Genomic DNA, 12,173 nt, shown 5'->3' on the forward strand with positions numbered 1-12,173 from the left:
CCCCTGCGTGCGGGCCGCTGCGCGGGGCTGGGCCCCTACCCACCCTTCCACCGTCCCCCGGGGCTCCGCCCCGGACCCCGCGCCTCAAACGCCGGCAAGGCCGGGAGGGGGGCTCATACGCCGGACGGGCGGTCGAGCAGGTCCGGGCGACGCGACTCCGGCAGGTCGACTCGGCCGGGGCGGCGACCGGATCAGAACGGGATCCGCACGCGGACGGACTTCCCGGTGGCGTCGGCGGTGACGGTGAGCCCGCCGCCCAGCTCGGCGGTCAGCAGGTGCACGAGGAGCAGGCCCCGCCCGTCCTCGGACTCCGGGTCGGGCTCCACCCGGGGCGACGGCAGCCGCGGCAGCGTGGCGCCCTGGTCGGCGACCTCCAGGCGGAACCATCCTCCGCCGCAGCTCAGGGCGATCCGCATGCGGCCGGTGCCCGAGTGCCGGACGACGTTGCCGACGAGCTCGCTCACCGCCAGCAGCAGGGCGTCGGCCGCGCCGACGGGTACCCGCCAGTCTTCGAGGACGGCCCGCACACGGGCCCTGGCCTGCGGAACGTGCGCGGCGACGGGGTCCGAGACCCAGTGGACGAAACTGCGGGCCGTCCGGGGCGCGGGGATCGCGCAGCTGCCGGTGGGGTGGTGCATGGGGTGCATGACGTGCATGACGTGCTCCCGGGTGGGAAGGCGCCGCAGCCGCTGGAGGTGGCTCGTGCAACTGATCTCGAAGCCCGATCATCCCGGGGCTTGTGGTCAGCGGAAATGCGTCGCTAGAGTCCTTGATTACACGTGTAACACGCTACGCACGCCCCGCCGGACCGCGCAAGCATTTCGGACAAACGTTATGAAACCCAAAACCCGAAACCGAAAGCTGCCCTCGTCCGCCGGACCCCACCCGCACTGGATCCCGATCCGATCGGATCCGCATTGGAAGGGCCGCAATGACCCCATCCCCTCCGGCCGCGCTCGACATCGCCGACATGACCTGGCCTCCACCGCCGTTCCAGAAGCCCGTACCTCCCGTGACCGGCACGGACGGCGCTCGGCACTTCCACGGGATCACGTACGCGACCACCCCCGGCTACCGGCCGCGGCTGCTCGACGTCCAGGTCCCGGCAGGTGAAGGCCCGTTCCCCGCGGTCGTCTGGATCCACGGCGGCGGCTGGCTGGACGGCGACCGCCGGTACCCGCCGCCGACCGTGCCCGCCGCGCTGCTGCACGGTGCGGTACTCGGCGCGGGGCTCGCACTCGTCTCCATCGACTACCGGCACAGCCTGGAGGCGCCGTTCCCGGCCCAGCTGCACGACGTGAAGGCCGCGATCCGCTACGTCCGACGCTTCGCCGGCGACCTCGGCATCGACCCGGACCGCATCGGCGTCTGGGGCGAGTCGGCGGGCGGCCACCTGGCCGCGCTGGCCGGGCTCGTCGGCCCCGGCAGCCCGGACGGCGCGGCGCTGGAAGGCGCGCACGGCGTCGGTTCCGGCGACACCGGGGTGCTGGCCGTCGTCGACTGGTACGGGGTCTCCGACCTGGTCGCCCTCTCCCGCCACCCCATGCCGGCGATTCCGTCGGAGGCCGGGTTCCCCAACCCGTACGAAGCCCTGCTGGGCGCCACGGTGGACGAGCGCCCCGACCTGGCGCGGGCCGCGAGCCCGGTGACGTACGCGCCGGGCTCGAACCCGCCGCCGTTCCTGCTGGTGCACGGCACGCAGGACGGCCTGGTCCCGTACAGCCAGAGCGAGGCCCTCGCCGTCGCGCTGGGGCGGGCCGGCGGGGAGGTCGTCCTGCGGCCCGTCGACGGCGCGGACCACATCTTCCTCGGCTCCGCCGACATCGCCGCGATCGTCGACGAGAGCGTGACCTTCCTGGCCCGGCACCTCGCCTCGCAGGCCTGACGGCCGGCCCCGGCGCTCCGGGGCGGGGGTGTGCGGCTCGGACCGCGCCCCCGCCCTGCCCTCACCCCGAACGGCACACAGCACACCCGGCTCGCGGCCCCCGCCGCGGCTGCGAGAGGCAGTCATGTCCAGCATTCCGGCCACCGTCCCCGCCACCGCACGCCGCGCCCGCGAGGTGGCGCGCAGCACGGGCGTCCTCGTCCTGGCCCTCGTCCTCCTGGGGGCCGCCGGGCTGGCGGCGCTCGTCGTCCGCGCGGACGTCACGGATCCGCCCTTCCAGGGGCTGGACGACCGGTGGCTGACCTGGATGGGCGGCCCCCACGAAGGCGTCCACGCGCTCCTGGCCTCGGCCCTGAACCTGTTCGGCGGCCCCGTCGGCATCGTCGTCCCGCTCGCCCTCCTGACCTTCCTGCTGGTGCGCGGGCGGTGGACGTCGGCCGGCTTCCTGGTCGCCGTGTACCTCGGCGGCAACCTGCTCGTCGTGCAGGCGCTCAAGTACCTGGTGGACCGGCCCCGCCCGGCGAATCCGCTGGTCCGCGTCGACCACGGCTCCTTTCCGTCGGGCCACGCCGCCACGGCGGCCCTGCTGGTGGTGGCCGTCGGCGTGCTGCTCGTCCCGGCGGCCCGGCGGCGCGCGTGGTGGCTCGGGGGCGCGGTCTTCACCCTCGCCATGATGTGGAGCCGGACCTGGCTGCACGCGCACTGGATCAGCGACACCGCCGCCGGGGCGGCGGCGGGCGCGGGGGCCGGTCTGCTGGTCTGGTGGCTCTTCCAGCCCGCGCTCGCCCGCGAGCACGTACGTGGTCACGGCCGTCGGGGGGCGGCCGTGGACACCGGCTGACCGGGCGGCGGCGGGGCCCGCCGGCCCGGCACCGGCGGGCCCCGCCGCTCAGGAGGTGCCGCTCAGGAGGTGCCGCTCAGGACGTGCCGCGGTGCACGAGGACGGCTTCCACCGGCGGGACCGCGGGGGCCGTGCCCGATTCGATGAGTGCGTGCACCGTGTCCGCGATCAGCGCGGGCGACGGCAGTTCGAGCCGGATCGTGGTGAGCGGGGGCTGCTGAAGGCTGGAGAGGACCAGGTCGTCGGAGCCGACGACCGCGACGTCCTGCGGTACGGAGATGCCCTCGGCCCGCAGCGCGTGCATGAGCAGCGCCGCGTACTCGTCGTTGTAGGCGAAGACCGCGTCCAGGCCGAGGCCCCGCCAGCGGCGGGCGAGGGCCGTGGCGGATTCGGTCGTGTACGCGAGCTCCACCGGGGTGACGGTGGCCATGTGGCGGGCCGCGACCGATTCCGCTCCCGCGAGGCGGGGCCGGGCGAAGGCGCCGAGACCGCGCTCCAGAGGAAGGACCACGCCGATCCTGGTCCGGCCGCGGGCGATGAGGTGTTCGGCCGCCACGGCGCCGATGTCGGCCCCGTCGAGGCCGATGGTGTGCACGCCCTCGACGGGGCGGGCCGCGAAGGCGAGCAGACCGCGGACTCCCGCACGGGCCAGGAGCTCGGCGGCCTGGGGCGTGAAGCGATCCCCGTCCAGGGCCACGACGGCCGCCGGGCGCAGTTCGGCCCAGGCCCGGGCGGCGTCGAGGGGGTCCGCGAAGCGGCCCGCGTGCAGCACCGCCGTGTAGCCGTGGCGGTCGAGCTCGCTGTGCAGCTCGTCGACCCAGTCGCTGACGAGGCGGCCGATCGCGGAGATCGACGAGGGCATCAGGACCAGGTTGCTGCGGCCGGCCCGCAGGGAGCGGGCGGCCGCGTGCGGCACGTAGCCGAGCTGCCTGGCCGCGTCGAGCACGCGGGCGCGGGTGTTCGCGCTGACCCGGTGGCCCTGGGTGTCGTTCAGGACGAAGGAGACGGTGGCCCGGGACACGCCTGCGAGACGGGCCACGTCCGCACTGGTGATGGACGCGGGGACCTGCGTGTCCTTGGCCATGACGTCCCTCGACGATCCTCGTGCTGCTCGTGTACCGCTCGCTCCGGTCCTTTCCTCTCAGGTTACACGAGTTACAGCCGGTGATCCGCTCGGTACGGAGGGCCGCCCGGGCCCGAACAGGCGGCGGGAGGCCCCGGCGAGGTCGCCGAGGGCCGTCACCACCGAGTCGAAGCGCATCGTGGTGCGGGTCCCCGTTTCGTACGGATCCCAGGCCGGCAGGTCCGGGTGGTTCGGGTCGCCGGTGCGGACGAAGGTGATCCAGGCCCGGTGCATGGCGTACGCGAGGCCGTCCCGGACGGCGGGCGCGAGCCCGGCGAGGAACGGGGCGTGCGCCCACTGGTCGAAATTGTCGAAGACGAAGGGGAGTTCGAGGCAGTGCGCGGCGCCGAGCCGTCCCCCGTGGGCGGGGGTCGGCAGGTCGAACTGGTAGGCCCGCACGGGGCGTCCCGCCTCGGCCATGGCCTCGGCCAGCCGGACCGCGGGGATCCTGAAGAGCTCGTCGGTGATGAGGTCCATGAGGACGTCGGCCGGGCGGGATCCCGGGCGGGCCCGCTCGTAGGCCGCGTACGCCCCCTCGGCCGCCGGGCCCCCGAAGGTCTGCGCGATCCGGTCGGTGACCTGCTCACGGGTGGCGGCGGCGTATCCCTCGTCGAGGGCGAAGCCGAAGTTGGCCTCCTCGCGCGTCCACCCGATGACCACGTCGATGCCGGCCGCTTCCGCCCGCAGCAGCGATTCGGCCGGGTGGTGGTGGAGGGTGATGCCGTCGATCACGGGCAGGAAGGGGGTCGGCCAGTGGCCCCATCGCATCGTCCGCGCGAACAGGCCTCCGCCCGCGGCGATCAGGTCCTGCCAGGGGAGGGCCCGCAGCCCGTGGACGTCCTTGGCCCCGCACAGTTCCATGTACGCCGCAGTGCGTTCGAGGTAGGCGTCCGGGCCGGGGAGCTCCAGGCCGAGGGGCGGGCTCTGCAGGACGACCCGCTTGATCAGGCCCCGCGCCCGGGGGTGCCCCACGAGGGCGGCGGTGGAGACGGCGCCGCCGGACTGGCCCGCCACGGTGATCAGGTCCGGGTCGCCACCGAAGGAGGCGATGTTCTCCTTCACCCAGCGCAGGGCGGCGAGCTGGTCGGTGAGCCAGTGGTTGCCGCCCTCCTCGGGCGCGTCGCCGTACGGGCCGAGGTAGAGGTAACCCAGCGGTCCGATGCGGTAGTTGATGCTCACGACGACGAGGTCCCCGTCACGCGCGAAGGTGGCGCCGGAGTAGCCGGGCAGCGAGCCCGAGCCGGAGACGAAACCACCGCCGTGGATCCAGACGAGCACGGGCCGGCGGCCGGCGTCGGCCGCCGGCGTCCAGATGTTGAGGGTCAGGCAGTCCTCGTCGAAGGGGGGCGCCCCGTGCCCGCCGAGCACGGGATCGCCCTCCTCGCGGTACATCTGCGGGGCGCTCGGCCCGTCCGCGGTGGCGTCCCGGACCCCGCTCCAGCCGGGGTGCGGCCGTGCGGCCCGCCAGCGCAGCTCCCCGACGGGCGGTTCGGCGTAGGGCACCGCCCGGAAGACCGTGAGACCGTCCTCGACCACCCCTCGGAGCGCGCCTGCGGGCGGGTTCACCAGCACGTGGTCCGGGGCCGGGGAATGAGACATGAGCAGATCCTTCCTGGCTGCGCCGCCGGATGCGGACCGGCCGGCACCCTGAGGCTATTGCGTAAATTTGGCGACCGTCAACAGTTCGCCATATACTGGTCAGAGCCAGAGGGTGCCCGACGCCATGCGCCGCGCCTCCTCCTCCAGCATCGGCGCGAACGCCCGCCACAGCACGAGACAGACGCCCAGGCCGAGCAGGAGGCCGGCGAACGTGTCGGTGAGCCACTGGGCGTGCAGCCAGGTCCGGCTCGCCATCATGGCGAGGACGTAGGCGCCGCCGACGGGCCACCACCAGCGCCGGGCGCGCGGAGGAACGGCCAGCACGGCGACGACGAACACGAACGCGACCGCGCTGAACACCTGGCCGGACGGGTACGAGCCGTCGTTGACCAGGACCGCCGGGTAGGGCGGGCGCGGGCGGTCGGCGAGCGCCTTGAGGGGCAGGACCACCAGGACGTTGGCGCCGACTGCCACGGCGAAGGCGAACAGCCCCGAGCGCCAGCGGCCGTAGACGCAGAGGCCGCCGACGAGCCCGAGCGGCAGGACCAGTCCGATCGGACCGCCGAGCCGGTCGAGGACGAGGACGAACCCCTCGGCGGGGCCCCGCACCGAGGCCGCCCACTGGTCGTCGAGCCCCTGGAAGAAGGGGCGGCCGCCCAGGCTCAGCAGCACCGCGACCAGGAGCGGGACGAGCAGCAGGCCGAGCCCGGAGCGGAGCGCGTGTCGCGGCGGAGCCGCCGGGAGGTGAGGGCGGGCGGGTGGGGCGGGATGCGGTGCGCCGGAGGGCGCGGCGGAGGGGACGAGAGGCATGGCGGGCCTTTCACGATCGCCGCCCGGGCGGCGGAGCGGGGCGTACGGGGGGTGAGCGGGGGCGGTACGGCGCGGCGGCGAGGTGCGGCCGGGCCGTGTCCGCGCCACGAGCCGGTCCCGCAAGGGGGCGGGGCCACGGCGAAGCGGGCGAGTGATACGGAACAACGGCGTGGAAAGGCGCCGGGGCCGGCGCGGGGCGCGCACACCGGCCCTGGGGCCGGCCCCGAGGACGGGAGGGTCTGCCGCTGCGCGGCGATGCGGTGTCGCAGTGCGGCGCAACGCGGTGAGGCGCCGTGCGGCCCGGGCCATGGGAATGCGAAGCGTCGACGCCGGGAGGCGGTTCCCGGGGGTGGCCCGGGTGGAGGCATGCGGTACCGGGCGGCATCGGATGGGATGGCCCGGGGTGCCGACCCGGGGGCCGCGGGGCGGGGACGCGGGGCGGCGGGGCGACCCGCGAGGTGTCGTCGCGGTGCGGCACGGAGTATTGCCGATGCGTGACGGCCTCCACAAGGGCAAGAGGGTTTTCCGACAGAGCGGCCCAGTTCAGTGGCCGTGCGGCGGTGGTTACACGTCACATCACGCCCGCTCCCCCGTCGGTCACGATCTGCACAACGACGGTTCGCAGGCACTGGTGCGGCCCGCGAATGGGTGCTACACAGTCTCCAGCGCATTTGGTGACACGTGTAACAACACCAGGTGAACTCGGATCACCGCGTCCCGTCCCCGCCACATTTCCCGGCGTCGCCGCTTGCCGACGTCACCGCCTTCCCCGCGTCGCCGCTTTCCCCGCGTCGCCGCATTCCGGCGTCACCGGTTCCCGGCCTCCGCCCGCGGGACAGCCCCCTCCCCCGCACGCCACCTCCCCGTTCCGTCCCCCCGAGGAGTCGTCATGGCCACGCACGAAGTCGCCGACCCGCCCGTCCCCGCCCCCGCGGAGCCGCTCCGCCAGCGCGGGCTCCTGCCCCTGCTCCTGGTGGCCAACTCCTCGATGCTCGCGGTCTACATGGGCGTGGGATCCGTCCTGCTGCCCACCCAGATCGCCGCGATCGACCCGGAGAACAAGGTCGCCGTCCTCGGCCTCATCGGCGGCATCAGCGCGATCTTCGCGACCGCCTTCAACCCGATCGCCGGCGCCCTCTCCGACCGCACGGGCCGCCGCAACCCCTGGATCGTGGGCGGCGCCCTCGCCGCGCTCGCCTGCCTGGCCTTCCTCGGCAGTGCGAGCACCGCGCTGCTCGTCGGCATCGCCTGGTGTCTGGTCCAGGCGACCATGAACGTCTACCAGGCCGCCGTCACCGCGATCGTGCCCGACCGCGTCCCGGCCGCCCGCCGCGGCACCGCGTCCGCACTGGTGGGTCTCGGCCTGCCCGTCGGCGGCACGGTCGGCGTGCTGATCGCCTCGCAGACGGCGTCCCACCTGCGCACCGGCTACCTCGTCCTCGGCGCGGTCGTCGCCGTGTCCGCACTGCTGCTGACCACCCTCTGCCGGGACGTCCCGCGCACCGAGCCCACCCCTGCCCCGACTGCCGAGCCCAAGGGGGCGCGACTGGCGGCCTTCCTCTCGGCGTTGGCGAACCACGACTTCCGGTGGGCCTTCATCGGCCGCGCCCTGATGGTCCTCGGCTACTTCTCCGTCGTCGGCTACCAGCTGTACATCCTCGACGACCACATCGCGCTGCCCGCCGGACTGACCGCGCCGGCCGCGATGGCCGTGCTCACCCCCGTGTCGATGGTCGCGATGGCGCTCTCCACCCTGCTCGGCGGGATGCTCTCCGACCGCTGGGACCGCCGGAAGGTGTTCGTCGGCGTCTCCGCCGCGCTCGCCGGACTCGTCATGGTGGTCCCCGTCGTCAGCCCGACCTGGACCGGGATGCTCGTGTTCAGCGCGCTCAACGGACTCGCCTTCGGCTGCTTCATGGCCGTCGACACCGCGCTGGTCACGCTGGTCCTCCCCAGCGCCGAGGACGCGGCCCGCGACATGGGCGTGCTCAACATCGCGAACGCCGGACCGCAGATCATCGCCCCCTTCGTCGCCTCGGCGATCGTCACCTCCCTGGGCGGCTACACCCCGCTCTTCCTGGTCGGCGGAGCCCTCTCCCTGATCGGCGCGCTCGCCATCCTCCCGATCCGCAGCGTGCGCTGACCCCTCTGCTCCGGCGGGCGCGTGCCGAGGGTCGCGCGTCCGCCGGTCACCCACCGGTTCACCCTCGTCCGCTGCAACTCCCTTCCGAGGAGCGCTCCGTGAAGCTCAAGCGTGTTCTGCCCCTGGCCGCCCTGATGCTGTGCGCGTCTACCGTGGCCGCGACGGCGCCCGCGCTCGCCGGTCCGCAGACGCCGCCGGCCCCGTCCGGCGGCCCGCTGCGGATCCTGCTCACCAACGACGACGGGTACAACGCGCCCGGCATCCGCAAGGCGTTCGAGCGGCTGACCGCCGCCGGGCACGACGTCACGATCGTCGCCCCGCTCACCAACCAGAGCGGTACCGGTACGAAGATGGCGAGCGCCCCCTCCGTCACGGTGAAGCACCCCGAGCCCAAGGTGTGGGCCGTGGACGGCACTCCGGGCGACTCGGTGGCCTTCGGCCTGGCCCAGGTCTTCGCCGGCCGGGCCCCCGACCTGGTCGTCTCCGGCACCAACTTCGGGCCGAACGTGGCCGGTCTGGCCAACCACTCAGGGACGGTCGGCGGCGCCGTGGCCGCCCTGGAGCACGGCGTGCCCGCCATCGCGCTCAGCACCGGCGGCACCTCCGCGCCCGACCCCGTCACGACCGTCAACGCGATGGGCCCGACGCTCGACTTCGCCGTCAAGCTCATCGACCGGCTGCGCTCGCGGGCCCGCTCCGGGCCGCTGCTGCCCCAGGGTGTCGGCCTGAACGTCAACCACCCCGTGGTCGGCGCCGACGGCAGGGGCACCGCGGCCGGCGTGGCCGCCACCTTCCAGGACCCGCAGACCGTGCTGGAGCCGGAGTACACCGACGCCGGCGACGGCACCTGGAAGATGACCGTGAAGGTGGCCCTGCGCCCGGCCGCCAGGGGCGGTGACGTCGAGGCCGTGAGCGCGGGCCGGATCGCGGTCAGCCCGATGAACGCGGACTGGAACACCGGACCGGCCGACGCGGCCGTGACCGCCGCGCTGATCGCCGGCCTGCGCCCGTGAGGCACCCGACGAGGTCCTTGCTCTGCACGGTCCTCGCGCTGGTGGCGTCGCTGCTCGTCCCCGCCGTACCGGCGGGGGCGCTGCCCGGAGACCCCGCGCGCCCGGTGGTCGCGCCCCCGCAGGGCGCCCTGCGGGGGCAGGCTGCGGACGGGGCCGAGGAGTTCCTCGGGGTCCCCTACGCCGCCGCCCCCGTCGGGGCCGCCCGGCTGCGGCCCCCGCAGCCGACGCCCCGGTGGCCCGGGGTGCGCGAAGCCGTGCGCCAGGCCCCGGCGTGCGTGCAGTTCTCGCCCTTCGGGCTGCGCGATCCGCAGGCGGTCAGTGAGGACTGCCTGTACCTGGACGTGTACCGGCCCCGGGGCGCCCGTCCCGGAGCCCGCCTCCCCGTGGTGTTCTGGATGCACGGGGGTGCGTACAGCCAGGGCACGGGAACGCAGTTCGGCGGGCGCACCATGGCCGGTCTCACGCAGAGCGTGGTCGTGAGCATCAACTACCGGCTGGGACAGCTCGGTTATCTGGGTCTGCCCGAGCTGGCCGCGGAGAACGCCTCCCGGTCCGGTTCCTTCGGGCTGATGGACCAGCTCGCAGCCCTGCGGTGGACGCGCGAGAACATCGCCGCCTTCGGTGGGAATCCGGGCAGCGTGACCGTCTCCGGGCAGTCCGCGGGCAGCGGTTCCGTCTGTGCGCTGCTGGCCGCGCCGTCGGCCGCCGGCCTGTTCCACCGGGCCGTGCTGCAGAGCGGGCCGTGCACCTTGCTCCGTACGCCTGACGGCGCGCGCGCCGAGGCCGGGGCGCGGGCCTTCGCCGAGAGGGCCGGGTGCACGGACCGGGCCGCGGTCGTCGCGTGCCTGCGCACCGTCCCGGCAGCGGCCCTGGCCGGGGCCGCGGAGGCGCTGCCCACGTCGGGCCCGGCGTCGGGAGACGGGCTGCTGCCGGTCGATCCGGCGGCGGCGATCGGGAGCGGGGCGTGGAACAGGGTTCCGGTGCTGATCGGGAGCACCCGTGCCGAGGCCCGGTTCTTCGTCGCGCTGACGCAACCCCGGCTGACGGAGCAGGAGTACACGGCTCAGGTGCTCGCGACGCACGGGGCGGCGGGTCCGGAGGTGCTGGCCCGCTATCCGGTGTCGGCGTACGGCTCGCCGTACCTGGCGCTGTCGGCGGTCATGACGGATTCGTCCTTCGCCTGCCACACCGCGTGGACGGCCCGGATGTTCGCCTCACAAGTGCCCACGTACGTCTACGAGTTCGACGATCCGGACTCGCCGACGCTCGCGGGGGCGCAGGTGCCGGGGCTGGACGAGTCGAACGCCCACAGTGCGGAGCTGGCCTATCTGCACGACTTCACGATGGGCGAGCGGCCGCTGACCCCGGTCCAGGTCGCGCTCGGGACGCGGATGAAGCGCTACTGGGCTGCCTTCGCACGCTTCGGCTCCCCGGTCGTGCCGGGTCAGACCGCGTGGCCGGCGGCCGGGCCGGAGCCCACGGTCCTCGTCCTGAATCCGGCGGCCACGCGGACGACCGGCTCGTTCGAGGCGGACCACCAGTGCGCGTTCTGGCGGTCCCACGTCTAGCGGGTGTCGCGAGGGTCCTGTGCGGCGCCGTGGGCGCCGTGCGGGACTTTCCCAACCCCCTGAGGGGTGGGCGCCGCCTGCCGAAGGCGTCGGCGGCGGATCACGATCGCGCCGGGAACCGCGAGCAGCACGAGGGCGGCGGAGACCGTCAGGAGCCATACCGGGACTCCGCCGCCCACCGTGAGCAGTTCGTCGTGGTAGACGGTCCGGCGGTACGGGGTGTCCCGCGCGGTGGCGCGCAGTTCGTGGTCCGCGTCGATGCGGCCCGGGTCGGGGAACTCCTGGTCGATCGCGGTGAGGAACACCTCCTTCCCGCCCGTGAGGTCGGCGAGCGGGCCGCCGCCGGCGGCGGTCACCGTGCCCGCGAAGGTCACCTCCGGCGCGGCGCCGCCGATCCGGGAGCCCGGTTCCATGCGGTGTTCGGCCAGTACGTACAGGCCGAGGGACTGCGGGTTCTTCGCCATCCGGGAGAGCCGCATCGGGTAGACGAGCCGGTCGCTGTCGAAACGGATCCTCAGCGGGTCGAGTGCGCCGCGCAGCTTCTTGCCGGGCTCGCGGGGGGCGAGCCGCACCGCCACGTATTCCCACTTCTGGTCGACGTAGGGCTTGACCTCGGTGGCGAGGCGTTCGGGGAGGGTGAAGCCGTTCGACTCCAGCCAGTTCTTCAGGGCGTCGGGGTCGGTGGCGGTCAGGCGGGCGACGTCGAAGTCACCGAGCTGCTCGCGGCCGACGACGCCGACCGCCGGGGCGCCCGCTCCCGGCGGGGCGGCGCCGGCGCTGTCGCCCTGGGGCGAGGAGAACGGCCAGTCGTGGTCGCGCGGCCAGAAGTAGTGCCGGGTCCTGTGCTGGGGCCGGGTCTCCTCCGCCAGTTGGTCGAACAGTCTGCCGTCGCCGAGCTGCACCGTGGCACGCCCCGGCACCGGCATGATCCAGGCTGCCCGGTCCGCGTCCCCGCGTACGACGAACCGCATGACGATCTGCTCGGTGCGGCCGTCCCAGCGCACGGCGGAGGTCTCCCGGTCGACGCCGATCCGGGACTGGCCGTAGGGGACCATCGCGCCGCAGCCGCACGCGTAGGCCGGGCTGATCAGGGAGCCCAGTTGGGTCGCGAGCAGGGCCAGGAGCAGGGCCGCGATCCTTCGTTTCATCCACACGGGGTCTCAGACGGACACCCGTGCGATCCGGTTCCGA

General features: G+C 74.3%; 10 protein-coding genes. 5 read left to right on the top strand and 5 right to left on the bottom strand.

Translation table 11 applies throughout. The annotated features are described in order from the left end of the window. Positions 1-191 precede the first annotated feature (191 nt). Positions 192-656 carry an ATP-binding protein gene (locus ACZ6Y1_RS04380; protein ID WP_469622631.1) on the bottom strand — a complete coding sequence of 155 codons (465 nt, stop codon included), beginning with the start codon at positions 654-656 and terminating at the stop codon, positions 192-194. A gap of 275 nt (positions 657-931) precedes the next feature. Here ACZ6Y1_RS04380 and ACZ6Y1_RS04385 point away from each other — a divergent pair, with 275 nt between their 5' ends. Continuing rightward, entirely contained in the window at positions 932-1,885 is a 954-nt protein-coding gene (locus ACZ6Y1_RS04385; RefSeq protein WP_469622635.1) for an alpha/beta hydrolase fold domain-containing protein, read from the top strand. Between the two features lie 124 nt (positions 1,886-2,009). Then, complete coding sequence (locus ACZ6Y1_RS04390; protein WP_469622638.1) at positions 2,010-2,726, top strand: phosphatase PAP2 family protein; 717 nt, start codon at positions 2,010-2,012, stop codon at positions 2,724-2,726. 76 nt (positions 2,727-2,802) lie between these two features. Here ACZ6Y1_RS04390 and ACZ6Y1_RS04395 read toward each other — a convergent pair whose 3' ends face one another. From ACZ6Y1_RS04395 to ACZ6Y1_RS04405, 3 genes are all read right to left on the bottom strand, one after another. Further along, positions 2,803-3,810 (bottom strand): LacI family DNA-binding transcriptional regulator, encoded by a 1,008-nt coding sequence (locus tag ACZ6Y1_RS04395; RefSeq protein ID WP_469622641.1) that lies wholly within the window; start codon positions 3,808-3,810, stop codon positions 2,803-2,805. A 57-nt stretch (positions 3,811-3,867) separates the two neighbouring features. Next, positions 3,868-5,448, bottom strand: coding sequence for a carboxylesterase/lipase family protein (locus ACZ6Y1_RS04400; RefSeq protein ID WP_469622646.1), 1,581 nt, complete (start codon positions 5,446-5,448; stop codon positions 3,868-3,870). A 99-nt stretch (positions 5,449-5,547) separates the two neighbouring features. Beyond that, a complete protein-coding gene (locus tag ACZ6Y1_RS04405; RefSeq protein WP_469622649.1) occupies positions 5,548-6,258 on the bottom strand; it encodes a phosphatase PAP2 family protein in 711 nt (236 codons plus the stop codon). Between the two features lie 889 nt (positions 6,259-7,147). On the opposite strand from ACZ6Y1_RS04405, the gene ACZ6Y1_RS04410 reads away from it, so the two are divergent. The 3 genes from ACZ6Y1_RS04410 (at position 7,148) to ACZ6Y1_RS04420 (ending at position 10,982) form a co-directional block, all read left to right on the top strand. Further along, complete coding sequence (locus ACZ6Y1_RS04410; protein ID WP_469622652.1) at positions 7,148-8,401, top strand: MFS transporter; 1,254 nt, start codon at positions 7,148-7,150, stop codon at positions 8,399-8,401. 98 nt (positions 8,402-8,499) lie between these two features. After that, positions 8,500-9,414, top strand: coding sequence for a 5'/3'-nucleotidase SurE (gene surE, locus ACZ6Y1_RS04415; protein ID WP_469622658.1), 915 nt, complete (start codon positions 8,500-8,502; stop codon positions 9,412-9,414). Between the two features lie 17 nt (positions 9,415-9,431). Continuing rightward, the gene (locus ACZ6Y1_RS04420) at positions 9,432-10,982 is read left to right on the top strand and encodes a carboxylesterase/lipase family protein (RefSeq protein WP_469622663.1); all 1,551 of its coding nucleotides are present in this window, start codon (positions 9,432-9,434) and stop codon (positions 10,980-10,982) included. Here the strand turns inward: ACZ6Y1_RS04420 and ACZ6Y1_RS04425 are convergent. Beyond that, positions 10,979-12,130: a DUF2330 domain-containing protein gene (locus ACZ6Y1_RS04425; protein ID WP_469622666.1), complete on the bottom strand. Its 1,152-nt coding sequence runs from the start codon at positions 12,128-12,130 to the stop codon at positions 10,979-10,981. The genes ACZ6Y1_RS04420 and ACZ6Y1_RS04425 overlap by 4 nt on opposite strands. Positions 12,131-12,173: the final 43 nt, after the last annotated feature.

Source organism: Streptomyces sp. NPDC053432 (genome assembly GCF_055585365.1).